At 69.4% G+C, this 26,500-nt stretch carries 26 protein-coding genes and 1 pseudogene; 6 read left to right on the top strand and 21 right to left on the bottom strand.

The features are described from left to right. From B141_RS47195 to B141_RS0108955, 4 genes and pseudogenes are all read right to left on the bottom strand, one after another. A pseudogene (locus B141_RS47195) lies at window positions 1–212 on the bottom strand (HNH endonuclease); the annotation flags it as partial. A 118-nt stretch (window positions 213–330) separates the two neighbouring features. After that, window positions 331–777 (bottom strand): hypothetical protein, encoded by a 447-nt coding sequence (locus B141_RS0108965; RefSeq protein WP_157180889.1) that lies wholly within the window; start codon window positions 775–777, stop codon window positions 331–333. Window positions 778–1,079: 302 nt separating this feature from the next. Then, window positions 1,080–2,063 carry an ABC transporter substrate-binding protein gene (locus B141_RS0108960; RefSeq protein WP_026257037.1) on the bottom strand — a complete coding sequence of 328 codons (984 nt, stop codon included), beginning with the start codon at window positions 2,061–2,063 and terminating at the stop codon, window positions 1,080–1,082. A gap of 331 nt (window positions 2,064–2,394) precedes the next feature. Next, a complete protein-coding gene (locus B141_RS0108955; RefSeq protein WP_026257036.1) occupies window positions 2,395–2,805 on the bottom strand; it encodes a winged helix-turn-helix transcriptional regulator in 411 nt (136 codons plus the stop codon). A gap of 166 nt (window positions 2,806–2,971) precedes the next feature. On the opposite strand from B141_RS0108955, the gene B141_RS0108950 reads away from it, so the two are divergent. Beyond that, entirely contained in the window at window positions 2,972–3,622 is a 651-nt protein-coding gene (locus B141_RS0108950; RefSeq protein WP_020574819.1) for an NAD(P)-dependent oxidoreductase, read from the top strand. A 27-nt stretch (window positions 3,623–3,649) separates the two neighbouring features. Here B141_RS0108950 and smc read toward each other — a convergent pair whose 3' ends face one another. The 9 genes from smc to rsmD form a co-directional block, all read right to left on the bottom strand. Then, entirely contained in the window at window positions 3,650–7,228 is a 3,579-nt protein-coding gene (smc, locus tag B141_RS0108945) for a chromosome segregation protein SMC (protein WP_020574818.1), read from the bottom strand. 407 nt (window positions 7,229–7,635) lie between these two features. Next, window positions 7,636–7,833, bottom strand: a complete 198-nt coding sequence (locus B141_RS0108940; RefSeq protein WP_026257035.1) for a hypothetical protein — start codon at window positions 7,831–7,833, stop codon at window positions 7,636–7,638. Between the two features lie 467 nt (window positions 7,834–8,300). Beyond that, entirely contained in the window at window positions 8,301–9,158 is an 858-nt protein-coding gene (gene mutM / locus B141_RS0108935; protein ID WP_020574816.1) for a bifunctional DNA-formamidopyrimidine glycosylase/DNA-(apurinic or apyrimidinic site) lyase, read from the bottom strand. Between the two features lie 11 nt (window positions 9,159–9,169). Further along, window positions 9,170–9,949 carry a ribonuclease III gene (gene rnc / locus B141_RS39685; protein ID WP_020574815.1) on the bottom strand — a complete coding sequence of 260 codons (780 nt, stop codon included), beginning with the start codon at window positions 9,947–9,949 and terminating at the stop codon, window positions 9,170–9,172. A gap of 8 nt (window positions 9,950–9,957) precedes the next feature. Continuing rightward, entirely contained in the window at window positions 9,958–10,149 is a 192-nt protein-coding gene (rpmF, locus tag B141_RS47190; RefSeq protein ID WP_084678184.1) for a 50S ribosomal protein L32, read from the bottom strand. A 13-nt stretch (window positions 10,150–10,162) separates the two neighbouring features. Continuing rightward, window positions 10,163–10,735 (bottom strand): YceD family protein, encoded by a 573-nt coding sequence (locus B141_RS0108925; protein WP_202805705.1) that lies wholly within the window; start codon window positions 10,733–10,735, stop codon window positions 10,163–10,165. Window positions 10,736–10,931: 196 nt separating this feature from the next. Further along, window positions 10,932–11,576, bottom strand: a complete 645-nt coding sequence (locus B141_RS39680) for an ATP synthase subunit B family protein (RefSeq protein WP_020574813.1) — start codon at window positions 11,574–11,576, stop codon at window positions 10,932–10,934. A gap of 81 nt (window positions 11,577–11,657) precedes the next feature. Beyond that, a complete protein-coding gene (coaD, locus tag B141_RS39675) occupies window positions 11,658–12,164 on the bottom strand; it encodes a pantetheine-phosphate adenylyltransferase (protein ID WP_020574812.1) in 507 nt (168 codons plus the stop codon). Between the two features lie 48 nt (window positions 12,165–12,212). Further along, complete coding sequence (rsmD, locus tag B141_RS0108910; RefSeq protein ID WP_020574811.1) at window positions 12,213–12,788, bottom strand: 16S rRNA (guanine(966)-N(2))-methyltransferase RsmD; 576 nt, start codon at window positions 12,786–12,788, stop codon at window positions 12,213–12,215. Between the two features lie 68 nt (window positions 12,789–12,856). Here rsmD and B141_RS39670 point away from each other — a divergent pair, with 68 nt between their 5' ends. Next, on the top strand, window positions 12,857–13,597 hold the full coding sequence (locus B141_RS39670) for an HAD family hydrolase (protein WP_020574810.1): 741 nt from the start codon (window positions 12,857–12,859) through the stop codon (window positions 13,595–13,597). Here the strand turns inward: B141_RS39670 and recG are convergent. Genes recG through B141_RS39665 form a run of 3 tightly spaced genes read right to left on the bottom strand, consistent with a single transcriptional unit; the run spans window position 13,579 to window position 17,089 of the window. Then, entirely contained in the window at window positions 13,579–15,852 is a 2,274-nt protein-coding gene (gene recG / locus B141_RS0108900) for an ATP-dependent DNA helicase RecG (protein WP_020574809.1), read from the bottom strand. The genes B141_RS39670 and recG overlap by 19 nt on opposite strands. Then, window positions 15,852–16,025, bottom strand: coding sequence for a hypothetical protein (locus tag B141_RS49065; RefSeq protein WP_157180888.1), 174 nt, complete (start codon window positions 16,023–16,025; stop codon window positions 15,852–15,854). Before B141_RS49065 ends, recG begins: the two co-directional genes overlap by 1 nt. Beyond that, the gene (locus B141_RS39665; RefSeq protein WP_020574807.1) at window positions 16,025–17,089 is read right to left on the bottom strand and encodes a DAK2 domain-containing protein; all 1,065 of its coding nucleotides are present in this window, start codon (window positions 17,087–17,089) and stop codon (window positions 16,025–16,027) included. The genes B141_RS49065 and B141_RS39665 overlap by 1 nt, the downstream gene beginning before the upstream one ends. A gap of 237 nt (window positions 17,090–17,326) precedes the next feature. Here B141_RS39665 and rpmB point away from each other — a divergent pair, with 237 nt between their 5' ends. After that, window positions 17,327–17,512, top strand: coding sequence for a 50S ribosomal protein L28 (gene rpmB, locus B141_RS0108885; RefSeq protein WP_020574806.1), 186 nt, complete (start codon window positions 17,327–17,329; stop codon window positions 17,510–17,512). A gap of 826 nt (window positions 17,513–18,338) precedes the next feature. Here rpmB and B141_RS0108880 read toward each other — a convergent pair. Beyond that, window positions 18,339–19,733: a hypothetical protein gene (locus tag B141_RS0108880; protein WP_157180887.1), complete on the bottom strand. Its 1,395-nt coding sequence runs from the start codon at window positions 19,731–19,733 to the stop codon at window positions 18,339–18,341. A 415-nt stretch (window positions 19,734–20,148) separates the two neighbouring features. Continuing rightward, window positions 20,149–21,177 carry a thiamine-phosphate kinase gene (locus B141_RS0108875; protein WP_020574804.1) on the bottom strand — a complete coding sequence of 343 codons (1,029 nt, stop codon included), beginning with the start codon at window positions 21,175–21,177 and terminating at the stop codon, window positions 20,149–20,151. A gap of 241 nt (window positions 21,178–21,418) precedes the next feature. Here B141_RS0108875 and B141_RS0108870 point away from each other — a divergent pair, with 241 nt between their 5' ends. Together B141_RS0108870 and B141_RS0108865 are read left to right on the top strand one after the other, a co-directional pair. After that, window positions 21,419–21,655, top strand: coding sequence for an Lrp/AsnC family transcriptional regulator (locus B141_RS0108870; protein ID WP_020574803.1), 237 nt, complete (start codon window positions 21,419–21,421; stop codon window positions 21,653–21,655). A gap of 23 nt (window positions 21,656–21,678) precedes the next feature. Then, window positions 21,679–22,167 (top strand): DUF3515 domain-containing protein, encoded by a 489-nt coding sequence (locus tag B141_RS0108865; RefSeq protein WP_237742656.1) that lies wholly within the window; start codon window positions 21,679–21,681, stop codon window positions 22,165–22,167. A 66-nt stretch (window positions 22,168–22,233) separates the two neighbouring features. Here the strand turns inward: B141_RS0108865 and B141_RS0108860 are convergent, their stop codons facing one another. Further along, window positions 22,234–23,364 (bottom strand): D-alanine--D-alanine ligase family protein, encoded by a 1,131-nt coding sequence (locus B141_RS0108860; protein ID WP_026257032.1) that lies wholly within the window; start codon window positions 23,362–23,364, stop codon window positions 22,234–22,236. A 92-nt stretch (window positions 23,365–23,456) separates the two neighbouring features. On the opposite strand from B141_RS0108860, the gene B141_RS0108855 reads away from it, so the two are divergent. Continuing rightward, the gene (locus tag B141_RS0108855; protein WP_020574800.1) at window positions 23,457–24,608 is read left to right on the top strand and encodes a trans-sulfuration enzyme family protein; all 1,152 of its coding nucleotides are present in this window, start codon (window positions 23,457–23,459) and stop codon (window positions 24,606–24,608) included. Between the two features lie 64 nt (window positions 24,609–24,672). Here the strand turns inward: B141_RS0108855 and B141_RS0108850 are convergent, their stop codons facing one another. Both B141_RS0108850 and B141_RS0108845 read right to left on the bottom strand, forming a co-directional pair. Beyond that, complete coding sequence (locus tag B141_RS0108850; RefSeq protein ID WP_020574799.1) at window positions 24,673–25,680, bottom strand: NAD(P)H-dependent glycerol-3-phosphate dehydrogenase; 1,008 nt, start codon at window positions 25,678–25,680, stop codon at window positions 24,673–24,675. Further along, entirely contained in the window at window positions 25,677–26,429 is a 753-nt protein-coding gene (locus B141_RS0108845; RefSeq protein WP_020574798.1) for a lysophospholipid acyltransferase family protein, read from the bottom strand. Before B141_RS0108845 ends, B141_RS0108850 begins: the two co-directional genes overlap by 4 nt. Between the last annotated feature and the right edge of the window lie 71 nt (window positions 26,430–26,500).

The raw sequence follows: 26,500 nt of genomic DNA, 5'->3' as shown, positions 1-26,500 counted from the left end.
TGCGCCAACGCATTCACAGCACCAAGACTCAGGTACTCAGCCCAGCGAGCGAGCTTCCGCGCGGCACGAACCAGCTCACCCAACTCGTAACCATTACACGCCGACTGGTCAACAGCAGCGAATGCCACCACCAACTCCGGACCGGGAAGCATGTCAGCAAACCCGGGCGGGAGCGGTGAGATCCCCACACCATCGCCATCGCCGTCGCTCATACGTTCGATCGTACTCCACCAAGATCGCTGTCGCAACCAATGGAGACCACTAGAACCCTTATTTTCAAGGCGTTTGAACTACTTCGAGATGTCCGGAGAGTCTGTTCGGGAGGCCGGGTCAGCGGAGTGTGCCGGCCTCGACCGCCCTGTCAGCTTGGCTGATCGGGCAGTATCCGCACACCACCGGCGTCCCGCTGCGAAACGCCAGGCAGCACGTTCGACGTACGATCTCGATCCGCGGCCCGGTGTCCGACGGCGACGTCACGACATCCACCAGACCAGCGATGGGCGGACCCACCTGCTCAAGGAAATCTGGCACCTCGCGTACCGGATCGGCGAAGAGATCGACCAGCGGGTACGCGACCGCGTGTGCGGCCGACCCCCACAGCAGCCGCCTGCCGGCTCGGGTAGTGGTGTGAAGGCGTTCGAGAACTGGCTGGAGGTGTCCGGCGATAACGTCGTTCGCAAGCCACCGGCTGAGGTCAGCTCGACTGATACCGACAGACGTTTGTGCTGGAGCGGCCGAACGAACGACGGCGTACGGCCGCGCCAGCGAGAATCGCACGGATACCGCCTCGAGCGTAAGGTCGGGCACCTCATCCGTCAGCCAACCGTCAAGGCTGGCTTGCACGACAGACCAGGCGTACCGTTTCCACAACAGAGCCGCGGCAACCGCTGGTGCGCACGCCGACGCGAGTTCGACACCACGGACCAGTCGCGTGAGCTCCGGGCGGGATGGATCCGCGAGATCGGATGCCCGGAGCCACACGTCAAACGGACTCGCTTCGCTTCCGTGCGAATCTTCGTCTGAGGGCACACGCGGCCCCAGCCAGTCGGACTCCCCCACGCTGCTGTCACATACCTGCGTCACGCGAGCGCCCGAACAACCTCGTTGACGCACCGCATGGTCGACAACGGGCCGCCGTAGAACCACGTACCTTGGCCAAGGGCGTGCACCCGGCTCGTTCGTACGAATTCAAGGTCCTTCCACGCCGCATTGTTCGCGAGCGTTCCGGTGAAGATGTTGTCTCTGGGCGCGGCCAGATAGAGGAAATCAGCCATTGACACCGAACCGAGATCCTCGACATTCACCGTCGAAAAGCCGTACTGGTCGGGCCTTCCCTTCCAGTCGTTCTTCAGTCCGAGTTGCTCGATCGTCTCGCCGGCAAGGGATGTCGATCCGAATATCCGGATCACCGGCATCCCCTGCTCGGAGAAGCCCTGCACCAGAGCGAACGCCATGTCGCCCTTACCGGAGTCTGACAGTTTCTGCTTGCCGACCCGCACCGTGGCGTCGAGTCGGTTCAGCACTTTCGCCGCCTGCGCTGACCGGTCGACCGCCGTTGACAGCTGCAGGAATGTCGTACGCATCTCGTCCCACGCCGACATGTCGGAGCGGTACGGGTTGAAAACGAGGACCGGCGCGACGCTCCTCAACTGGCTGATGTTCGACGCGCCGCGGCTCATGTCTGTCACGATGAGATCGGGCCGCAAAGCCTGAATGGCATTGATGTTGGGCATCTCGCGGCTGCCAACGTCCCTGATCTGGGGTGCCAGCCGCGCCCCTCCACCGACGTACTTTGAGTAGCCCGCCTTGTCCGCGATCCCGACCGGCGTCACGTTGACCGCCAGCAGATCTTCGGCGTAGACCCACTCGAGCGCGACCACCCGCTTCGCCGGCGCCTTCAGGGCAACCGTGCCCTGCGCGTCAGAAACAGTCACCGTCCGCCCAGCGGGTTTCGTCGACGCTCCGCCAGGCCCCGATGTCGCCGGCTCGTTGCCCGAACAGGCCGCGAGCCCGGTCGCCACGAGAACACCAGCCAGCAGCGCAAGCACACGTCGTACAGCCACGGCAGTTGCCTCTCGGTGAAGGAACGGCGCCAAGAGGTCGCGCGGATCCGGAAGCCGCGGGCGACCCGACGCCCCTGTCCGCGCGACCTCTATGAAGGTGGTTACCCGTCGCAGGCTCCGCAGACATGCCGGAAGTCCTGTTTCCCAAGCGGCACATCGTGATCCCGTCGTCGCGACGCCGTCGCGGTCGTACGGAACGACGGTCGCCACGATCACCTCTCCCAACGCACGCTCGCTCCGGCGCACCCTCAAGGGGAGCGAGATTAGGCAAGGCTAACCAATGCCGATCCGGTCCCGCAGGCCGGGCCCGAATTACGGGGTCGCGCGACCTCTAACTCCGCGACCTCTCGAAAACGTCGGTTCGCGATGTCTCATACGCCGTCCGCTCATACGCCGCGCGCGCCTCGAGAAGCTCGGCCAGATGACGCTCGGCCCACTCCCGGCAGGCCGCGAGGGGCTCGAGCAACGTACGCCCGAGCGGCGTCAGCGCGTACTCCACTCTGGGTGGCACCTCGTCATAGCGGGTACGGGTGATCATCCCGTCGCGTTCCAGCGCCCGCAGCGTCTCGGTGAGCACCTTGGGTGTGACCCGACGAAGTGGCACGCGGAGCTGGGAGAACCGTCTCGGGCCGCCTTCGAGACACAGGATCACCATCCCTGCCCACTTGTCGCCAATCTGGAACGGCGTGACATTCGAGGGGCAGCCGGGCTGGAACATGTCGGCGCGCAGGGGTTCGGTCACCGTGCCGACGGTAGCGCGCACATGAGCCCGATCGCGGCGCGGACGAATGGCACCCGTCCCGCATCCCGGGTCAGTTTCGTTGCGGTAACCCACCCCTCGCGGTCTACCGTCCACGGTCGAGCGGTCGGCGATCCACGCCCCGCCTTCAACGAATCGGAGCGAGCGCATGAAAGTAGTCGTCTTCGGCGCCGGTGGGAGGGCCGGCCGCCGGGTCGTGACCGAGGCGCAGGCGCGCGGCCACCAGGTCACCGCCGTGGTCCGGGATCCGGCGAAGTACCCCCACCTCTCAGCCACCGGCGTCACGGTCGTCGCCGGCGACGTCACCGACCCGGCCAGCGTCGCCGCGGCCGCGGACGGGCACGACGCCGCCGTGAGTACCGTCGCCGATCTCGAGGTGCCAGCGGACGCCTTCTACGTCAGCGCGACCAATGCGCTGCTGGCTGGGCTCCCCCGCGCGGGCGTCGGTCGCCTGCTGGTCATCGGCATCTCGGTGACCCTGGAAACGGAGCCGGGCGTACGCGTACTTGACGGGCCCGACTTCCCGCCGGAGTACCTGCCCTTCTGCCTCGGCCATGCCGCCGGACTCGAGACCCTCCGGGCGGCGACCACCACCCTCGACTGGCTGGTGATCAGTCCGGCCGGGGACTTCGACCACGACGGCACGCGGGCGGGCCGCTACACGCTCGCCGGCGCGCCGGTGCTGACTATCGACGAGGCCGCCAGCAACCGCATCACGTACGACGACTTCGCGATCGCGGTGCTCGACGAGATCGACACCCCGACACATCACCGCACGCAGCTCGCCGTCGCGACCTGACCTACCCCTGGTGCCGAGCAGAGCGGCTCAGGCGGACTCCGCCTCCCGGAGCCGCTGGCTGATCACCGCCGAAACCCCGTCACCCCGCATCGACACGCCGTACAACGCGTCGGCGACCTCCATCGTGCGCTTCTGGTGGGTGACCACGAGCAGCTGGCTGTTCTCGCGCAGTTCCTCGTAGATCTCCAGCAGCCGGCCGAGGTTGGTGTCGTCGAGCGCGGCCTCCACCTCGTCGAGCAGGTAGAACGGGCTCGGCCGCGCCTTGAAGAGGGCCACGAGGAACGCCACCGCCACCAGGGACCGCTCGCCACCGGACAGCAACGAAAGCCGCTTGACCTTCTTGCCCGGGGGCCGCGCCTCGACCTCCACACCCGTCGCGAGCATGTCCTCGGGCTTGGTGAGGACGAGCCGGCCCTCACCGCCAGGGAAGAGCCGGTTGAACACGTGCTCGAACTGCTTCTCGGTGTCGTGCCACGCGGACGTGAAGACCTGCTCGACGCGTTCGTCGACCTCGCGGACGATGTCGAGCAGGTCCTTGCGGGTCTTCTTCAGGTCCTCCAGCTGGCGGGAGAGGAAGGTGTGGCGTTCCTCCATCGCCGCGAACTCCTCCAGCGCCAGCGGGTTGACCTTGCCCAGCATGGTGAGCTGGCGTTCCGCGCTCTTGAGCCGCTTCTCCTGCTCGGTGCGGACGTACGGGCGAGGGGGCGCCTCCTCGAGCTCGCCCTGCTCGTCGCCGGACGCTCCGGGCGCCGCTGGGGACGGGGGAATGGGTACGTCCGGGCCGTAGTCGCGCACCAGCGTCTCCGGATCGACCCCGAGCTCCTCGACGGCGCGCTGCTCCAGCTGCTCGATCCGCATCCGCTGCTCGGCGCGCGCCATCTCATCGCGATGCACGGTGTTGGTCAGCTCGTCCAGCTCACCGGCTAGTGCGCGCACCCGCTGGCGTACGCCGTGCACGGCCGCCTCCCGGGCGGTGCGCGCCTGCTCGGCTTCCTGGCGTTCCCGGCCTGCCGCCGCGAGCGACACCTCGAGCCGGGCCAGCACCTGCTCCACCGCCGCCAGGACGGCCGTCGCCACCAGAGCCTCCCGGGCCCGGCGTTCCCGACGGAGCCGCGCCCGCTCGCGGGCGGCGCGTTCCTCGCGCGCGGCCCGCTCCAACGAGTCGGCGCGCCCGGCGAGGGCACGGGCGCGTTCCTCGGCCGTACGCAGCGCCAGCCTGGACTCCATCTCGCGCTGGCGGGCTTCCTTGGAAACCTCGGCGAGCCGGTCGCGTTCGTCCGTCGAGGGATCGTCGTCGGGGCCGTCCTCGGCCGCCGCCAGCCGCTGCTCGAGTTCGGTGAGCCCGGTCTCGTCGCGGCTGGCCGCCTCGTGGGCCTCGTCGATCGCCTTGCCGAGGCGGTCGGCCTCCGCCTGGGCGGACCGCGCCGCCGACCCCAGCTGCCCGAGCCGCTCGGCGACGGCGGCCAGCTCCGCGTCTGACTCGTGGAGGCGAGCCAGCGTCGACTCGACCGCCTGGGCCGTCACCGTCCGCTGCTCCTCGGACTCGGCCCGCTCGATGCGGAGCCGGCCCGCGCGTTCGGTCGCCTGCCGGAGGCGTTCCGCGGCGTCGTCCACCGCGGCCTGCACCTCGAGCAGGCTCGGCTGCGCGGCCGAGCCACCATGAGCGAGATGAACGCCGAGGAGGTCGCCGTCGCGCGTCACGGCGATCAGGTCGGGCAGGTCCGCGATGAGCGAGCGGGCCGCGGCCAGATCATCGACGACGGCCACCTTGCGGAGCAGCCGGACCAGCGCAGGCAGCACCTGCGACGGTGCGGTCACCACGTCGACGGCGTACCTCGCGCCCGGCGGCAGCTGCGGCCAGCCGCTCGGGTCGTCCTCCGCCCCCGTCACCGCTCCACCGAGCAGCATCCCGGCCCGACCAAGGTCCTCGGTACGCAGGTGCAGCAACGCGCCCACCGCCGCGTCGACGGTGCCGACCGCGACCGCATCGGCGGTCCGTCCGAGGGCGCCGGCCACCGCGGGTTCGTACCCCGGCTCGATCGTCAGCAACGCGGCCACTGAGCCGAGCAGACCGGAGACCCGTTCGGTGGCGGCGAGCAGCGCGGCAGCGCCGTCCTTGCGGCTGAGGCCGAGTTCGAGGGCTTCCTTGCGGGCCTCCAGGGCAGCGCGCTCACGCTCGGCATCCTGCTCATCCTGGCGAAGCGCCCGGAGCCGCTCGTCGACCGCCTCCAGGGCGCCGACAGCAACGTCGTGCTGAGCGTCCAGCCCGCTCTCGCCGGCGTCCAGGTTCGCCACCTGGCTCTCGAGTTCGGTGAACTCCCGCTGAGCGGTCCCGGCCCGGGTCTCGGCCTCGCCGCGGGCCGCCGTCAGGCGTTCGATCTCGTTCTGTCGGGTCTCCAGCCGGCTGCGCACGGTGTTGACCTGTCCGGAGAGCCGAGCCAAGCCTTCCCGGCGGTCGGCGGCGGCACGCAGGAGCGCGGCGATCCGGCGTTCCTCCTCGGCGTGGGCGCGCTCCGACGCCTGACGGAAACCCAGCGCCTCGTCGAGGGCAGACTGGTGTCCCTCGACCTCCGCCTCGATCTCGGCCTCCTCAGACCGGATCCGGGCGGCCTCGGCCTCGAGCTGGTCGGGGTCCCGACCGCTGGGCTCCTCCGCCGCGTCCGCGAGGTTGCGACTCCGCTCGGCCGCCAGGCTGGCCGTGCCACGGAGCCGTTCCTTCAGGCTCGCGAGGTGGAACCACGTCTCCTGGGCGCGGGTGACCCGCGGCGCGTCCTCGCGCAGCTCCTCCTCGAGTTCGGCTTCCTCCCGCTGGACCCCGGCGAGCTCGCGTTCGACCGTGGTACGCCGCTCGCGCATGGCCGCCTCGTCGGCAACCTCCCGCTCCAGCGTGGACCGCAGCTGCACGAGGTCGTCACTGAGCAGGCGGAGTCGCGCGTCGCGGGCGTCCGCCTGGATCACCGCGGCCTTGCGGGCGGCCTCCGCCTGCTTGCCGAGCGGTCGCAACGCTCGCCTGATCTCGGTGAGGAGGTCCTGCAGGCGGGTGAGGTTGCCTTCGGTGGCGTCGAGCTTGCGGAGGGCCTTCTCCTTGCGCTTGCGGTGCTTGAGAACGCCGGCCGCCTCCTCAATGAAGCCTCGGCGGTCCTCGGGCGTCGCGTGCAGGATCGTGTCGAGCTGGCCCTGCCCGACGATGACGTGCATCTCCCGGCCGATGCCGGAATCTGACAGCAGCTCCTGGATGTCGAGCAACCGGCAGGTCCGGCCGTTGATGGAGTACTCCGAGCCGCCGTTGCGGAACATGATCCGGCTGATCGTGACTTCGGAGTACTCGATCGGCAGGGCGCCGTCAGTGTTGTCGATGGTCAGGACGACCTCGGCCCGGCCAAGAGGAGCGCGGCCGGCGGTGCCGGCGAAGATCACGTCCTCCATCTTGCCGCCACGCAGGCTCTTGGCTCCCTGCTCGCCCATCACCCAGGCGATCGCGTCGACGACGTTGCTCTTGCCTGAGCCGTTGGGGCCGACGACGCAGGTGATGCCCGGCTCGAAGTGCAAGGTCGTCGAGGACGCGAACGACTTGAAACCCCGGAGCGTCAGGCTCTTGAGATACAACGCTCGACTCTCCTTGGTACTGGCGCGGCCCTGCTTCGTCGGCTGGCTGGGCGTCGGGTGGCGGCTCGTCGGGTCATTCGTCGGTGGTCTGGACCGTACGACGATACCGGTGGGATCACCGCGGTCGGACGCCGACGCGCGTCCCCTGGACGACTCCTCCTTGGGGCGTTAGACGGAAGCCGCACTCCCTCGCCGGACTGCTCGCAGGCTCGCTTTGACGTCTCGGCAAGCGAGTGCGCCTCCCGTCTAACGCGGGGGCGGCCGGTGGCGTACCCGCTGGGCGGGTGCCCCTCTGGTCGGTGCCACGACCCTGACATACCAAACGGGACGCCTTACGCAAGGCGTCCCGCTGATTGCTGAATATGGTGTCGTACGAGGCAGGTCCGCGGTTGAGTCCGGGATCGCCCTCAGGTGAGCGCAGGTTCGTGCTGCGCTTCGATGGTGAGCAGCTGCCCTTCGTGGACTGCCGCACTGAGGGAATCGTTTTCAGCCTGAAGTCGCATCACATGCGCCTCCAGCTCCGAAACTCGTTGCTGCAGACGTCGCACCTCGGAGACCAGACGGGGGTCGGGGCCACCGACGTGGCCGAGGAGCGCTTTCGCCATATGGGGTCCTCCACGCTGAGAGACCGAAAAGGTTGAGTCGCTACATCACAGCACTCAAACGGGGCAGGGAGTGCTGGCGGTGTCTCTAGAGTCTCACCAGACGCCCATGCCGTCAAGGTGACGACATCGCCACCCATTGTAATTGCCTGATCGCGCTCCTCACTCATCCACGGATCAAGGGGGCGAAATCGCCGGCGCCCGAGCGTCCCACCTCGCGGCGTTCGGGAGATTCGCGGATTCCGCGACTTCGGGAGCCGGCGGCCGTTCAGGGCAAAGGACCACCGTCAAGATGGCCTTGCGTACGAAGAAGTTTCCGGCGAAGGTCCCTGGCCAGCGCGAGATCCCAACGGGGACAGGGTTCTACCGGCTTCGACTGAATGATCACGTATACGTGGTCATTGCCTGCCTCACATGGCGTCGACACCACGTGAAGCGGGTAATGACCACGTATACGTGATCATTACCGCTCACCAGCGCCCGCGACGCGGGCGTGGCTGGCAGCGCGGGCACGTGAAGGACGAACGATTCATGAACGCGTCACGCCGGACAGGTGTCCCACATTCGTCGCAGGGTTGGGCTTCCCTGCCGTAGACCGCGAGTGACCTGTCGAAATAGCCACTTTCGCCATTCACGTTGACGTACAGGCGATCAAACGACGTACCACCAGCCGTCAGCGCCGCACCCATCACGTCCCGAACGGCGGCGAGCAGGCGCACGGCCTCGGACCCCCGCATCGTGTCAGTCGGCCGGGCGTAATGGAGCCTGGCCCGCCACAAAGCCTCGTCGGCGTAGATGTTGCCGATGCCGGAGACCAATCTCTGGTCGAGCAAGGCGCGCTTGACACCGGTGCGGCGGCGACGCAACGCCACGACGAACGCGTCGTCGTCGAACTCCGGATCGATCGGATCCCTGGCAATGTGACTGATCTCATCCGGGAGTTCGGCACCACCCGGGCTGATGGACAGGCCCCCGAACATCCGCTGGTCGACGAACCGCAACTGCGGTGCGGCCGGATCACGGAAGCAGAACCTGACCCGTAGGTGCGGCTCGTCCGGCACACCGGGTCCCTGGACCACGAACTGCCCACTCATGCCGAGATGACCAAGAAGAGCGTCCCCGGAATCCAGTGGCAGCCAGAGATACTTGCCGCGCCGGCGTACGTCGGTGATCCGACGACCGACCAACCGGTCGCTGAAATCCCGCGGGCCGGCCGCATGCCGACGGATCGGCCGCGAGTGACGCACCTCGACGGCCGCGACATCCTGGCCGACAACGAAGCGCTCCAGGCCCCGCCGGACCACCTCGACCTCAGGCAACTCGGGCATGGCTGGGTCCGTCAGGACACGGAAGGCCGCGAGGCGGCGTTCTTGGTGGCACCGCCGCGGCGCTCGCCGAGGGTCGCGTCGGTGCTCTCGCCGAGCATGGCGCGGATCGCCGTCCAGGCGGCCTCCGCTGCCTGCTGCTCGGCTTCCTTCTTGCTCCGTCCCGTGCCGACGCCGTAGTCGGTGCCGGCGACCACGACGTGGGCCGTGAAGACCTTCTCGTGGTCGGGGCCCTCTTCTTCGACGACGTACTCCGGAACGCCGAGCGAGGCCCGCGCGGTCAGCTCCTGCAGGCTCGTCTTCCAGTCCAGACCCGCCCCCAGGCGGGCCGAAGACTCAAGCAGTGGATCGAAGAGCCGGTGGACGAACTCCGTGGCGAGGGGGAAGCCACCGGCCAGGTAGACCGCGCCGATGACCGCCTCGACCGCGTCGCCCAGGATCGACGACTTGTCGCGACCACCGGTCGTCTCCTCGCCCCGACCGAGCCTGAGATAGCGGCCAAGCTCCATGCCGCGGGCCACGTCGGCGAGCGCCCGCATGTTGACGACCGCCGCCCGCAGCTTGGCGAGTTGGCCTTCGGAGAGATCGGGGTGGGTGCGGAAGAGCGCATCGGTGATGACGAGGCCGAGTACGGCGTCACCAAGGAACTCAAGCCGCTCGTTCGTCGGCAGGCCGCCGTTCTCATAGGCGTACGAACGATGCGTTAACGCTCGCTCCAGGAGCGCACTGTCAAGCGCGAGCCCGAGCCGCTGGCTCAGCTCGTCGTACGCTTCTGTTCCCCCGACGCGCTCCACGGTGAAACTCAGACGTCGAGGACCTGACGGCGACCGCCACGGGGGCCGTACTGGCCACACGCAGGGCAGGCCCGGTGCGGGAGCTGAGGAGAGCGGCACGCGGGGTTGGCGCAGGTCACCAACCGCGGCGCCGACGCCTTCCACTGCGCCCGCCGGCTACGGGTGTTGCTCCGCGAAACCCTCCGCTTGGGAACGGCCACGGCACTTACTCCTTTACCTCGGGTCGTCGGACGGTCCGCGACCTTCGTCGTCACTGTCGTCGACCGCGAGGCCGGCAAGTGCCGCCCATCGCGGGTCCATCTGGGCCTCGTGCCGGTGATCAGGGTCGTCGGCCAGGCGCGCGCCACAGATCTGGCACAAACCTGGACAGTCGTCCATGCACACCGGCTGGAACGGCAGCGCGAGCACCACCGCGTCCCGGATGACCGGCTCGAGATCGAGCAGGTCGCCCTCGAGCCGACTGGCCTCGTCGTCCTCGACGCCGCTTTCGGGGTAGGCGTAGAGCTCCTGGAAGTCGACATCGAGCGCCTGCTCGATCGGCTCCAGGCAGCGCACGCATTCCCCGACGAGCGGCACCCGCGCCACACCGGACGCGAGCACTCCCTCGACCACCGACTCGAGCCGGATCCTCAGATCCAGCGCGCTGCCCTCAGGAACGCCGAACACATCCGTGCCCAGGTCAGTCGGAGCGGGGACGGAAAGCTGGAGCTTACGCTGGGCCCCCGGGCGGCGGCTGAGCTCGCGAATGTCGAGCACAAGCGGCGCCTGAGGGTCGAGATTACTCAAGGCGTCCTAGCTTTCGTCTTTGCACGTGACTGACCCGACCTCGAATGAGACCGGTTATCGAGGGTACCCGAGACTGTCCGCCGCCGCTCAACCGGACCCCGGGATCGCCGGCAAGTCCGGTCATCTCAGGCGAGTAGGACGCCGCGCACCCTCCGGGCTGGGCCCTCTTCATCGCCCTCCGGGCGGGTGCCGTCCATCAGCCTCCGGGCAGGGGCGGCGCGTCCTCGTCCTCGGTGAAGGTGTCGAGGCCGCTCCGGTCGCGCAGGCGATCCCGCCCGCGCGTCACGGCGTCCAGAGTCTTGTGGAGCGACTGCTCGAACCGGCTCAGCTTCTGCTCGACGTACTCATCGACCTCCTGGCGCACCGCCGCGGCCTCGGCGTTGCCGACCGGTGGACCGCCACCGTCGTGGAGCCGGTCGCGCCCCCGGGCCACCGAGGCGAGGGTCTTCTGGAGGGCGATCTCGAAGCCGGCCAGCTTGTGATCGACGTAGTCGTCGACCTCCCGCCGAAGCCCCTCGGCCTCCTCGCGGGCCTGGACGAGCAACTCGTCGGCCGCCTGGCGGGCATCGTGGTGGATCTGCGTGTTGTTGATCAGGGACGTACGCTCCCGACGCCCCTCCTCCACCAGGCGTTGGGCCTCGGCGCGACCCTCGTTGACCACCTCATGACTGTGCTCGAGCACCGCGCGCGCCTCCGCGAACTCGCTGGGTAGCAGGCGCTGCACCTCGACCAGCGCCGCGAGCAGCTCCGGGCGGTTGATGAGGCACGACGCTGAGAGCGGCATCGAGCGCGCATTCTCGACGCGTCTCCGGATCTCGTCGAGCTTGTGCTGCACGTCCACCGCTTGTCCTTTCGTCCTCCCACCGGCACGTGAACTACGAGCCGGCACGGCGGAGGGTTCCGCCGTCTTGCGACGAGCCGATCATCCGTCCCGCAGGCCGCGCGTGTCCCCCCGCTCGCCGTACCGCTGGGTGAGCAGACGGAGCACGTGATCAGGCACCAGCCCCGAGACGTCACCGCCGTACGCCGCGACCTCCTTGACCAGGCTTGACGACAGAAAAGAGTACTCGGGGCTTGTCGGGACAAAGACGGTCTCGACCCCGGCGAGCCGGAGGTTCATCTGCGCCATCTGGAGTTCGTAGTCGAAGTCGCCGACTGCCCGGAGGCCCTTCACGATCGCCTGGATGCCGTTCGCCCGGCAGAAGTCCACGAGCAGTCCGTCGAACGTCGTGACGCGTACCTCAGCCAGGTGCTTGGTCACCTCCCGGAGCATCTCGACCCGCTCCTCGACCGTGAAGAGCCCGGCCTTACGGGGGTTGGCGCCCACCGCGATCGTGACCTCGTCGAAGAGCCTGGCGGCACGGACGATGATGTCGAGGTGCCCGTTGGTCACCGGGTCGAACGACCCCGGACATACGGCGCGGTGCACGGCTGACTCCTGAACGTGTGAGGGTGCTGGCGAGCTGGTCGTACCGTCTCACTCCCCGCTCGCGGCGCGACCGTACCAAAGGGCTGTGTCGCCGTAGCGCCGCATCCGATCGGCGACAAAGCCGTCGGGCCAGGCGAACTCGCCGGTCCGCGTCGACCGCTCCAGCACCACGACGGCGTCAGTGGCCAACCAGTGGTGCTCCCGAAGCCGGCCGAGGACGCCGCGCACGGCCTCGTCGGTCATGGCGTACGGCGGGTCGAGGAAGACCACGTCGAACGGCAGATCCGCGGGCGGCGGGTCGCTGACGAGGCGCTCCACCTTGCCCACCAGGACCGAGCCACCGGGGAGTCCGATGGTGCGGAGGTTCTGCCGGATCAGGCCCGCCACCCGGCGGCTCGCCTCCACCAGGACCACGGCCCCGGCGCCACGGGAGAGCGCCTCGATGCCCACCGCCCCGCTGCCGGCGTACAGGTCGAGGACACGGTGCCCGTCGAGGTCGCCGAGGTCGGCCTCAAGGGATGCGAACAACGCCTCGCGCACCCGATCGGAGGTGGGGCGGGTGTCACGACCCTCCGGGACCGCCAGGCGGCGGCCGCGGGCTTGTCCAGCGACGATTCGGCTCATCACCCGCCATCCTCTCGCAACGCGCCCCTGGCGAGCCAAGGCCTCGGCCCGCGCCTACCCTTCGAGACATGAGCGAGCGGAGCGAGCGAATCGATCAACACCGCGCCGGCGCGGTGATCTTCGACTTCTTCGGCACCCTCTCCGAGAGTGCGTCCGCCCGCGAACGCCACGCGGGCCACGAGCGGGTCGCCGCAGTTCTCGGCGTCCCCGTCGAGGTGTATGCGGACGCGGTACGCGGCTCCTGGCCGGACCGGGCACGTGGGCGGCTCGGCGACCTGGAGGCGACGATGCGGTGGCTCGCTCGCGCCTGCGGAGTCGAGCCCGATGACGAGACCTGCGCAGCCGCGTGTGCGGCCCGCCGGTCCACCCAGAGCGGGTACGTACGCCTGCGCCCGGACGCCGCGCCCACCCTGCGCGCCCTCAAGCAGCGAGGCGTCCGGGTCGGGCTGGTGAGCGACTGCACGCACGAACTCCCAGCGTGCTGGCCGACTCTCCCGGTCGCGGGGTACGTCGACGCACCGGTGTTCTCTGTCGAAGTCGGGGTCAAGAAACCCGATCCGGCGATCTACCTGCTGGTTTGCGAGCGGTTGGGGGTCGCGCCGGAGGACTGCGTGTACGTCGGGGACGGCGACAGCAACGAGCTCCCCGGCGCCGAAGCGGTCGGGATGCGAGCGCTGCGGCTGATCGCACCCGACCACGTGGACGCGCACGTGATCGACCCCATCAGCTGGTCGGGGCGCTCGATCACGGCTCTGGGAGACGTGCTCGCTTTGAACGAACCTGACGGGCCTCAGGTCTTTTCGAGGTAGTCGGCCCGGTCGTCTTCGTACAACGCACGAACGGCTTCCTGAAGCGCGGGGTGGCTCCGCAGCTCGGGGTCCTGCTCGACGACGGCGCTCGCCTCGGTGCGGGCGTCCTGGATCACCGCCTCGTCGCGGATCACCGAGAGCATCCGCAGGCTCGACCGGCGTCCCGACTGGTCGGCGCCAAGGACGTCACCCTCGCGGCGTTGCTCCAGGTCGAGCCGGCTGAGTTCGAAACCGTCGGACGTCGAGGCGACCGCATCCAGCCTGGTCCGGGCGGGGGAGCCAGTCTCGGCGCCAGTGACCAGCAGGCACAGACCCGGATGGGCGCCACGCCCGATCCGTCCGCGCAGCTGGTGGAGCTGGGACACGCCGAACCAGTCGGCGTCCATGACCACCATCGTCGAGGCGTTCGGGACGTCGACACCTACCTCGATCACGGTCGTCGCCACGAGGACGTCGATCTCCCCCGCCGCGAACTTCCGCATCACCGAGTCCTTCGCGTCTGACGGCAGCCGGCCGTGCAGCACCTCGACCCGCAGGCCCGCCAACGGCCCCTCGGCCAGCGCCGCGGCAAGGTCGATCAGGGCGACGGCTTCGGCCCGGCTCGAAGGGGCGCGGGTGCGGCTCAGTCCGCCCTGGATCAGCTTGAGCACCGGTGGGCGGGTGCCGTCGGGCTCGACGATCTCCTCCTCCGGACCGTCGTCGCCGATACGCGGGCAGACGACGTACGCCTGACGCCCGGTGGCGACCTCCTCCCGCACCCTGAGCCAGACCCGGTCGAGCCACGCCGGCCTGTCGGTCACCGGAACGACGCTCGTCTGGATCGACGCGCGACCCCTCGGCAGCTCGGTGAGGGTGGACACCTCGAGGTCCCCGAACACCGTCATCGCCACGGTGCGCGGAATCGGGGTCGCCGTCATCACCAGGACGTGGGGTGGGGCGCCGTCGGTTTTCGCAGTGAGCGCCGCCCGCTGCTCCACACCGAACCGGTGCTGCTCGTCGATCACCACGAGGCCCAGGTCGGCGAACTGCACCTTGTCTTCGAGCAGGGCGTGGGTGCCGACCACGAGTCCGGCCGCGCCTGAGGCGACCTCGAGCAGCGCCTTCCGGCGTACGGCCGTGCTCTGTGACCCCGTGAGAAGGACCACCCGGGTGCCGTCCTCGGCGCCACCGATGAATCCCCGCTCGGCGAGCGGGCCGAGCATCTGGGTGATCGACCGGTGATGCTGCTGGGCGAGGACCTCGGTGGGGGCCAGGAGTGCCGCCTGTCCGCCGACGTCCACGACGGTGAGCATCGCCCGGATGGCACAGACGGTCTTGCCGCTGCCGACCTCCCCCTGCAGCAGCCGCTGCATCGGGTGGTCACGAGCGAGGTCCGCCGTGATCGAGGTTCCGACCTCCTGCTGCCCGTCGGTCAGCTCGAACGGCAGCCGCGCGTCGAACGCCGCCAGCAGACCGTCAGCGCGCGCGACGCGAGGGACGGCGGGTAGCTCCCGCGCCGCCGACCGGCGCCGGGCGAGCTCGGTCTGCAGGACGAACGCCTCCTCGAACCGGAACCGCTTGCGGGCGAGCTTCACGTCGTCCCAGTCTGCCGGCCGGTGCAGCGCGAAGTAGGCGTCCCGGAGGGCGGGCAGGCCGTGGCGTTCGCGGACGTCGGGCGGGATCGGGTCTGGTAGCACCCTGAGGCCGTCGAGGACGTGGCGGATGATCCTGGCGATCGTCCAGGTGGGGACCGCCGTCGTGGAGGGATAGATCGGCATCAGCCGCCCCGCGAACCCCTCGGCGAGGTTCTCGTCGTACTCAGGGTCATCGGTGAGGGTGACGAAGTCGGGGTGGGTGAGCTGCAGTTGGCCACGGTAGGTCTCGACCTTCCCAGCAACGAGGGCCCGCATCCCCACATTGATCTGGTGCTTCCGCCAGGGTTGGTTGAAGAACTTCAGGGAGAGCTGGCCCCGACCGTCGGTGACGACGACGTCGACGATGTGGAGCTTGCGCTTGCGGTCCTTCTTCAGAGCAGCGTCCGTGTGACGGACGGAGGCCACTTCGACCATCGCCGTGGCTTCTTCGCCGATCTGCAGGGAGCCGAGGTCTGTCAGCTCGCCGCGCTGGACGTACCTACGCGGGTAGTGCCGCAGCATGTCACCGAAGGTCACCAGGTCGAGCTTCTCGCGCAGCGGCCGAGCGAGGATCTCGGTGAGGATGCTCAGCAGATGTGTGCCCAAGGTCGCGTTGGGCCTGAGCGGACGGATCTTCGCCATCACTCCACCCCGATGAGCAGGGAACGTCTGCGCTGACCGCCCGCAAGGACCACCGTGCGGACCTGCGGTTGGTTGGCGCGGACCACGCCGGCAAGGTCGTCCACGAGCCTATCGGCGCCCGCACCCACAATGGTCGTGACGAGCGTGCCGGCGCGGGCGAGAGAGGCCGCCATCACCGGGCCACCCTCCTCGTGCGACCGGCGTACGACGCGGACCGGGGCAGCCCGGGCGCACAGTCGCCGCCAGCCTGCCCGCCGTCGAGCCGGGTGATCCTGATCTGGCGTGGGCGCCCCGCGCTCGCGCCGGCGTCGACGGCCGCAGTCGCGTCGTCGACGTGGACGTGGATGTGCCACAGCCCTTCGCCGCCGCTCACGACCAGGCATTCGCCGAGCGAGGACAGGGACGCCCTCAGACCGGCGATCGCGGCGTCAGCGGCGTCCACCAGGTAGGTCACTTCGTACGCCAGGCCGGTCGGCGCGGCGTACGACGCCGGGGACGGAGCCGCGCGCGGTCGCGCGACGGTCGGAGTCACGGCCTTGGCCACGGCCCGCGGCGCTGTCGGGCCGGCCAGCGCTGTCGGGCGGGCTGGCTGACCGGTGGAGCGGGTCGGTTGACCGACGAGGACGGCCGCAAAGGCTTCGAGCACCACGACGAAACCGCACCCGCCCGCGTCGACCACACCGGCCCGCCGCAGCGGATCGAGTTGCTGGGTGGTGTCGGCCAGTGCCGCCTCTGCCGCCCCGGTGGCCGCGCTGAGCACCGCGGCGGGCGTCGGCCCGGACTCAGCCGCCCGCCGGGTCGCCGCTTCAGCAGCGGCCCGAGCGACGGTGAGGATGGTGCCCTCGACCGGGCGTTCGACCGCGTCATAGCCGGCGGCGGAGGCAGCGGCGAGCGCCCGGGCCAGCGCCGGGCCGTCGAGGACCCGGCGGCCATCCAGCGCACGGGCGGCCCCGTGCAGGAACTGCGCGAGGATGATGCCGGAGTTGCCACAGGCTCCGATCATCGCGGCGCGGGCGACCCGATGCAGGTGAGTACCCACGTCGGCCGGACCTCCGAGCCGATCTTCGACCTGGCCGTCGAGCGCTCGGCACGCGGCGTCCATCGTGCGGACCAGGTTGGTGCCCGTGTCGGCGTCAGGCACGGGATAGACGTTGAGTGCGTCGATCTCCTCCCGAGCCACCACAAGTGCGGCGAACGCGGCACGGCAGCAGCGCGCGAGCACCGGAACACCCGCCATCGCCGCCCACCTCCTCGCCGCGTCCAGCCTGGTCCGAGCGTGACGGAAGGCTACCCACCACCACCCCCCGTGGTGGGGGTGGTGGTGGGCCAAGGCGGGCGAACCCCGCGTGAGGCCGGAACCACACAGGTCCGGTTGGCACTTCGGACCGGGCGTCAGATATCCTCAACCGGTTGCCCGTGAGCGCCAGCTGGCGCCGGGCAGTTGTCCGTGTTCCAAAACATTCAGGAGACTCCGGTGGCTGCCGTCTGCGACGTTTGTGGCAAGGGGCCCGGCTTCGGCAACAACGTGTCGCACTCACACCGCCGCACGCGGCGGCGTTTCGACCCCAACATCCAACGGGTCCGTGCGACCGTCAACGGCACACCGAAGCGCCTCAACGTGTGCACGTCCTGCCTGAAGGCGGGCAAGGTCGCTCGCTGACCGCTCCCCCTTTCCGGCTTGCGAAGCCGGCCACCCGGTGAGGTGGCCGGCTTCTTCGCATGCCGCCCGCGAGTGCGTCCGCGACTTGTCCGAAGCTTCTCCCCGTGGGAACTGGGGCCCCGCGCGGCAAGTCGTCACCATGCAAGGCGAATTGCGCGCGCTTCGTGGGGACATGCCACGTAAGGTCGAGCCCGTCTCACATGGAGGGCTATTCAAAACCCCTGCGCGCCACAGTTTGCTGCGCCAGACGGGCGGGGCCGGAGCGGAGGCCGGCGTGGGACTTGGCGAGGAGGTGGCGGGCCTGAACCGCCCACGCTTGACAACTCGGGAGCCTCATTCAAAATCCCTTTACGCCGACAGTCGCGACCAAGATCATTTCGGGGAAGTGGCCCACGTTCCGCGCGGAGCGTGGGCCACTTCCCCGAAATGATCTTGATCTGCCGCGGGTCGCCTCACAGGCCGGACCGTTGGCGGCCTGGTTCATGATCAACTTGAAGAAATCGCCCAGGCTTCGCGCGAAACGTGGGCGATTTCTGCAGGTTGATCATGGTCCGGTTCCCGCTCAATCAGATCCAGCAACCTCTCCGGCGCCATTTTGAATAAGCCACATGGCGTACCCCCAACTGTTTCGGATGCTGGGAAACCAGGCGCCAACCCCGGGTTGTCATAGGTTTCTCGGCCAAGAGACCGAGAAACCTATGACAACCCGGTAAGCCCAGGCGTCCTGCCGCCCGCCAGCAGGTACGCGCGGCAGGAAAGAAGAGGACCCAGGCCCCCCGAGAGCCTGGGTCCTCCGTCTTGGTGCGGTACCGCTGAGAGAACGGCCTTACTGCGCCGTCCCCGGCAGAGGCAGCGGCAACGGCAGGTCGCCGTCACCAGGCAGCGGGAGGTTCCCGCCATCGGTCGGCACCGGCTGCGGAACGCCGCCACCCGACTTCGGGTCGCCGCCGCCCAGAACCGTCTGGATGTGCCAGAGCACCGCGTCCAGGCTGTAGCCCGGGTCGATGTCGAGCGCCTGGCCCACCGGGTCGGACAGCACCTCGGAGGCCGCACTGAGCTGGCCCTCGAGGATGCCCTGAACCGCGCCAACGAGGCCGCCTTCGCCGTTGAACAGCTCGTCGATGACCTGCTGCGGCTGGTACGTCACGAAGAAGACGGCGAAGTCAGCCGAGTGGCCGATGTTGCCGCCGTCCATCCAGTAGTACAGCTTGCGCGGGTCAGACGTGAGCAGCGTCTCGCGGCCCACCGCCCAGCCGGCCGCTTGGTTGGCGGCGAGGTCGACGACGACGAACGCGCCGGCGCCCTTGTCGAGGAGGTCACTGACCCCAGGGGCGTTGGCGATCCTGTCAGCGACCGCCAGCACCGGCTTGGCCGCGTCACCGACCGGTTCGGTGATCTGGCAGAAGCTCCCCGGCTTGCCGGTAAGCAGGCTGTCCACGACCTTCTTCGCACCGGTCAGCGGGTCCTTGGCGGACACGCAGTTGACGACCGGCTCGGCACCCTTCTGGGTGCTGGTCACCATCTCGACGTTGTCGAAGTCGTGGTGGCCGAGCGTCGCAGCGCTGGGGCCGTAGTAGTCGATCGCGACGATCGAGATGCGGTACTTCTTACCGACCTCGAGCGTGGCCGGTCCCTTCCCCTGGAACGGCATCTCGATGTGCCGCCAGCGGTTGGTGGGAACGCTGATCATGCCGGGAACCGCCGTACGGACGACCCGGCCTTCCTCGTTGCGAATCTCGACCGTGATGCCGTTCCAGCCCAGCGCGTAGCTCGCGTGGGAGGAACGCCAGTCCAGCTTCAGCTTGAAGCTCTCGGCATCCACACTCTTGAAGGTGAAGAGCGGGGAGTCGAACCGGGTGTAGGAACCCTGGCCCCACGGAAGCGCATAGACGGCCGCCGAATTGCCGCTGAGCCGCAGGAAGCCGTCACCGGCACCCTCCGGCCCGCCGTTCGCCATCCACTTACCGTCGAGCTTCGGGCAGGTACCACCCCGCAGCCAGCAGCCGGCCGAGTACTCCTGGAACGACTTCCATCCAGCTGGGCCGGAGTTGAAGTTCGACTGCTGCGGCGAACCCGGGTAGACGATCTCCGCCGCCTTTGGTCCGGGCTCGGGAGCCGGTGCCGGTGGCGCGGACGGAGGTGTCGCCGATGCCGGAGCGGCAGTCGGCAGACCGATTGCCGCGATGCATGCCAGAGCCGCGGTGGCGACACCAACACGCACGAGCGAACGGAATCCGCGGCGGGACCGCCCGGTGTTCCGCTCAGAGGGCGACGCGACGCGCGAGCGACGCGGCTCCTCTCTTTCCATCATGTTGTTCCTCCGGTTGTGGGGGCGAGCAACCAGGACCCGAAAGCCCCATCAGCCGGAGGGAAGATCCCGTATTCCGGCTAATGGGGCATTTCGGGGCATTCGATGCACTGCACATACTTCGCAGATCATCACTGTTTGTCAAGCTCCGCTACTGACAGTAAGTGTCGGCGTGTCGTACGCGGCCGATCCGCAGCCACCGGGCATGCGTACGCACCGGCCACCGAGCGGCGGCATCAGCGCGGAAGGCAGGCAAAAGGCGCCGGCATGAGAGCCGGCGCTTTCAAGAGCTTGAAGAGAACCTGACGAGAAAGGGAGACGGAGACCGTCAGCGGAAGTGGTCGTGCCCCGCTGGTCCGGCGTACGACACGCCGTCCACGGTCACCCAGGTGGGCGTACCGACGCCAGCACCTCCGACACCTTCGCCGTGAGCTCCGGGGAGGCCGGCAGACTCACACACCTTCCCGACCACCTGCCAACGGGACGGCAGCTCAGTGCCCGCCGGGAACGTCGCCGCCAGCGCGTGGTCCTCGCCTCCGGTGAGGATGAACGACAGCGGGTCGGCCCCGATCGCCGCGGCCACGGCCTGCAGCGGCTCCGCGACCGCGCTCGCAAGCCGCGACGTCTCGACGTCGATACGGACGCCGCTCGCCTGCGCGATGTGCGCCAGGTCGGCGAGGAGACCGTCGCTCACGTCGATCAACGAGGTCGCACCCAGCGTGGCCGCCTCGGGGCCGGCGTCGTACGGCGGTGCCGGCCGGCGGTGGGCTTCCACGACGGCCCGCGGCGATCGGAAGCCCCGGGCGAGGACGGCGAGTCCGGCCGCGGACCATCCCAGGCGGCCACACACGGCCACCAGGTCGCCGGGTCGCGCGCCGGAACGCGTCACGGGGTGCTGGCCCCGCAGCGAGCCGAGCGCGGTGATCCCGATGACCATGGGGTTTGCCATGACAACGTCGCCACCGGCGACCGACGCCCCCACGAGCGCGCACTCGTCGCGAAGTCCATCGGCGAAGGAGACCGCCCATCGCACCGGTAGATCCGGCGGCGCCCCGAAGCTGACCAGCAGCGCGGTAGGGACGGCGCCCATCGCGGCGACGTCGGCGAGGTTCTGGGCGGCTGCCTTGCGGCCCACGTCGTAGCCTTCGGACCAGTCACGGCGGAAGTGCCGGCCCTCGACCAGCATGTCGGCGGTCGCCACCACACGATTGTCAGGCGCCGCCACGACGGCCGCGTCGTCACCCGGGCCGAGCAGGACGTCGCGCCCGATGGGCAACCGTGCGCGCAGGACGCCGATGAGACCGAACTCGCCGAGTTCGGCCAGAGTCTGCTCGCCTGTGCCCTGGGTCTGACTCACTTACGTCGCTCCCTCACCCCACGGCCGGTCCACACCCCCATGGCCGACCTCGAGCCCAGCCTAGGCCCCGGCCGCGAGGGAGCCAGTGCGCCCACGCCGGAGGAGCCGCAACTGCGTCGACCCAGACCGAGCCACCCTTAACCCGTGCGCCCGCGATACCGTTGCCACTCACGAGATGTCCTGGAGCTCCGCGACGACGCTACCGCGTGGTGCGGGCCCACGAGCCCGGGGAGGACGACCAGTGGTGGTCCAGGCGTACATCCTCATCCAGACCGAGGTGGGCAAGGCGGCCGACGTCGCGGCCGAGATCGCGCGCATCAAGGGCGTCACGCTCGCCGAAGACGTTACTGGTCCCTACGACGTCATCGTCCGGGCCGAGGCCAGCAATGTCGACGACCTCGGCCGGTTGGTTGTTGCCCGGGTGCAGGGAGTCCCCGGGATCACCCGCACCCTCACCTGTCCGGTCGTCCACATCTAGCGTTTCGGGCGGTCCGCGCTCCCGTGTTTTCCCGTGGTCCCGGCTCCAGGCGCCGCGCCGTCGGCTTGGGCGCGTTCGCGTTGGGTCTCGCGTTCATCATCACCAGCTGTGGCGCGTCACCTGTCGCCGTCGAGCCGCCGCATCCAAGTGGTGCCGTCGCCAGCGCCTGCCGGAAGCTCCTCGGAGCGTTGCCGAGCACGGTGCTCGGCCAGGAGTCGCGACCGGTCGAGCCTTCTGATGCGCTCGCCGCCGCCTGGGGCTCCCCACCGATCCTGCTGCGCTGTGGCGTCGCCAAGCCGGCGGCCCTGACACCATCGTCGGCGTGCGTCCAGATCAACGGCGTCGGATGGTTCGCCGAGGAGGCGAGCCGCGGCTACATCTTCACCACGGTCGGCCGGGAGGCCTACGTCGAGGTGTCGGTGCCGTCGGCGTACACACCAGCGGCGGACACCCTCGTCGACGTGTCGACGAGGGTGCGCCGCGACATCCCCGAGCGCACCCCGTGCCAGTGACCGACCGGGCCGCCGAGCGCTGACCGTCGCCGGCGCGCGACCTCTAAGTCAGCGGAGACCGGTAAGTCAGCGGAGTCCGGTCGGGCGGCGCAGGGCGAGCTGGATCAGCCGGTCGACGAGCGCCGGATAGTCAAGGCCGGTGGCCGCCCACATCCGGGGGAACATGGAGTACGGCGTGAAGCCCGGCATGGTGTTGATCTCGTTGAGCAGGAGCGTGCCGTCCTCAGCCAGGAAGAAGTCGACCCGGGCCAGGCCCTCAGCCGAGATCGCCTCGAACGCCGTCACCGCCATCTCCCGCACCCGGCGGGTGACGTCCTCGCTCAGGTTGGCCGGCAGCTGGAGGTCGACGTGTTCCTCGTCGTCGAGGTACTTCGCCTCGAAGTCGTAGAAGTCGTACGACGTGTCGTACCGGATCTCCGCGACCGCGCTCGCCTCGGGCCGGCCGCCGTCCAGGCCTTCGAGCACACCGCACTCGATCTCGCGCGCCTTCCCGGCGGAAGCCTCGACGAGGACCTTCGGGTCGAACTGCTGAGCCTTCTCGACGGCGGCGACAAGCTCACCCGGCTTGCTGACCTTGGTGATGCCGATGCTCGAACCACCGCGCGCGGGTTTGACGAAGACGGGGTAGCCGAGCGACGCGACCGACTCCTCGCAGGCGGCGCGGTCGCGTTCCCACGCGCCGGGCTTGATGACGGTGTAGGGCGTCACCGGAAAACCGTGCGCCTGGAAGACGAGCTTCGCGTAGTGCTTGTCCATCGCCACCGCGCTCGCCAGGACGCCGGCACCGACATACCGCACCCCGGCCATCTCGAGGAGACCCTGCAGGGTGCCGTCCTCGCCGAACGGTCCGTGGAGGAGCGGGAAGACCACGTCGACCTCACCGAGCGTGCCCGGGACAGCCGTCGGGTCGAGTGAGACCAGGGCCGCGCCGGGGTCGCTGGCGAGCACGACCGCGGTGCCCTTCTCGTCGACCTCGGGGAGCTGGTCGGACTGGATCGCCAGGCGCTCGGGTTCGTCCTTCTCCAGCACCCACCGGCCGTCGACGGTGATCCCGATCGGGATGATGTCGTACCGCTCCCGGTCGAGCGCGCGCAGCACGCTACCCGCGGTGGAGCAGGAGACCCCATGCTCCGAACTCCGCCCTCCGAAGATGAGGGCGACACGTGGTTTCCTTCCGGGGGACTTACCGCCGGGCATCCGCTCGAGCTCGCTCACCGCCCAGACCCTACCCGCCGCAGGGACCCGGACATGACAGGTCGGGCCCGTTCCGCCTCAGGAAGAATCGCCTCATGCCCGACTCCGCCGACAAGCTCGCCCTCTCGACACTGACCGTGACGGCCGGCAGGCCCACCGTCGTACCCGACGCCCCGCTCAACCCACCGATCGTCCTGGCCTCTACGTACGCCGCCGGCGGAACGGCGGAGTACGGCCGGTACGACAACCCGACCTGGGCGGCGTTCGAGGAGGTGCTCGGGGCGCTGGAGAACGGCCGGGCACTCGCGTTCGCCTCCGGCCTCGCCGCCGTGGCCACCGTGCTCGACCTGGTGCCGGCGGGCGGGGTCGTGGTGGCGCCGCGGCACGCCTATCTGGGCACGCTCGGGCAGCTGTCCGACCTGCTCGGGGACGGCCGGCTGCGCGACGTCCGCCTGGTCGACGTCGCGGACACCGGCGAGGTGGCCCGAGCGGCCGCCGGCGCCGACCTGGTCCTGGTCGAGTCGCCGACCAACCCCGCGCTGGAGGTCGCCGACCTACCGGCGGTCTGTGCGGCCGCGCGCGAGGCGGGGGCGCTGGTGGTCGTCGACAACACCTTCGCGACGCCGATCCTGCAACGTCCCCTTGACGCGGGTGCCGATGTGGTCGTGCATTCGGTGACGAAGTACCTCGCCGGCCACAGCGACGTCGTTCTGGGCGCCCTGGTCACCGCCCCGACCACGCGCGGCGACGACCTGCACGAGCGGCTGCTGGCGCGGCGTAAGCAGGTCGGTGCGATCCCCGGACCGTTCGAGACCTGGCTCGCGCTGCGGGGCCTGCGGACCCTCCACCTGCGGGTCGAGCGCGCCTGCGCCAATGCCGATGAGCTTGCCCGCCGGCTCGCCGGCCACCCCGCCGTCGAGCGGGTGCGCTACCCGGGTCTGCCGACCGACCCCGGGCACACGCGGGCCACCGCGCAGCTGCCGGCGTACGGCGCCGTGGTGGCGATCGAGGTGCGGGGTGGTGCGGCGGCGGCCGAGTCGGTCACCCGGGCGACCCGGCTGTGGGTCCACACCACGAGCCTCGGCGGAGTGGAGTCGACACTCGAACGCCGCCGGCGCTGGTCTGGTGAGAGCCCCACAATTCCGGAGAACCTCATCCGGTTGAGCGTCGGGATCGAGGACGTCGAGGACCTCTGGGCCGATCTGTCCGCCGCTTTGGACGACGTACTCGAGCCTCCGAGCCCCTGAATGATCACGTATACGTGATCATTCAGGGCGGCCCGGGTCACCCGTGCGCCAAGCTCGCCGGGCGTTACCAGCCGTGGCGTTCGGGCTTGGCGCTCCGGCTGATCAGGCTCGCCACCATCTCCTGTGGCGTCATCTCCCCGCGGACGACGTACGCCACGTGCTCGACGATCGGCATGTCGACGTCGTGACGCCGGGCGAGCTCCAGGAGCGGCTCGCAGGAGCGTACGCCCTCGGCGACCTGCCGGCTCGACGCGCTGATCTCGGCGACGGTGCGGCCCTGACCCAGCTCCTCGCCGAACGCGCGGTTGCGCGACAACGGCGAGGAACACGTCGCCACCAGGTCGCCAAGGCCGGCAAGGCCCGCGAAGGTGTACGGATCGGCACCGAGGCGTACACCGAGCCGGGTGGTCTCGGCCAGGCCTCTCGTGATCACCGAGGCGCGGGCGTTGTCGCCAAGACCGAGGCCGATCGCCATACCGACGGCGAGAGCGATGACGTTCTTGGTGGCGCCGGCGAGCTCGCAGCCCACGACGTCGGTGTTGGTATAAGGACGGAACGCCGGTGAATGGCAGACCTTCTGCAGGCGTTCGGCAACACCGGGGTCGCGGCAGGCGACGACACTCGCGGCCGGCTGGCGGGCCGCGACCTCGCGGGCCAGGTTGGGCCCGGTCACGACGGCCACCCGGTCGTCCTCCACGCTCGTGACCTCGGCCACCACCTCACTCATCCGGAGCAGGGTGTGCAGCTCGATGCCCTTGGCAAGACTCACCAGGACGGCGGTTGGCGGGAGGGACGATCTCCATCGAGCGAGGTTGGCCCGCAACTCCTGGGAGGGCACGGCGAGGACCACGAACTCCGCGGACTCCAGCGCCTCGGCGGCATCGGCGGTCGCCGCCAGCCCGGCCGGGAGTTCGACTCCTGGCAGATAGTCGGGGTTCGTCCGGTCCCGCGCGAGGGACGCGGCAAGCTCGGGGCGCCGTGCCCAGAGGGTCACCGAGGCACCAGCGTCGGCGAGCACCATCGCGAACGCGGTGCCCCACGAGCCGGCGCCCAGCACGGCGACCTTCGTCATTGCTGCCGTGCCCGTTTCTTGTAGGGGTTGCCGATGGACGGCAGGTCGGACTTACCCGGATCAAAACGGTTGGCGGGGGGTTCTTCGTCGCGGAGTTGGGCGAGCAGACCCGTGAGTGTTTCCATCACGGCATTGGTCGCCTGCTTGAACACCGACGGGGTGGCATCGATCCCACGAAAGGCCGACAGGTCGACGGCAGGACCCGCCGAGACCCGCATAGTCTTGCGGGGAAGGAGCTTCGGGATCTTGGCGTACGGCAGCAGAACATCCTGAGCACCCCACTGCGCGACCGGCACGATGTCGCACCCGGTCCGCAACGCGATCCGCACGACTCCCGTCTTGCCGGTCATCGGCCAGAGCGCGGGGTCGCGGGTGATCGTTCCCTCCGGATAAACCACGACGGATTCGCCGCGTTCGATGGCCTTGCAGGCGTCGTCGAGCGCGTCGCCCGCGGTCCGCTTCTCACGATGGACCGGGATCTGGCCGGCGGAGCGGAGAAACCAGCCAAGGACCGGTGCGTCGAAGAGGCTCGCCTTGGCAAGGAATCGCGGCGCCCTCCCATTGGCATGTAAGAAGTGTGCGATCACAGCCGGGTCGAAATACGACAGGTGGTTGGTGACGACGAGCACGCCACCTTCGGCGGGGAGGTGTTCGCTCCCTCGCCAGTCCCGCTTCGTCAGAAGCGACATCACATGGCCAAGGGCGCCGGCGGCGACGTCGTAAACCAGGCCGGTCTCAGGCAGGGGCACACTGTCCTCCTCGTGGCCCGCAGCTGTCGGATGCGACGGGCATTACGCGATGGGCGAGCTGGTGGGCGCAG

This window comes from Actinopolymorpha alba DSM 45243 (assembly GCF_000373925.1).
GTDB classification, from domain to species: Bacteria; Actinomycetota; Actinomycetes; order Propionibacteriales; family Actinopolymorphaceae; genus Actinopolymorpha; species Actinopolymorpha alba.
The sequence above is the reverse complement of the archived record's forward strand: the minus strand, read 5'-3'. Positions and strand labels throughout refer to the sequence as shown.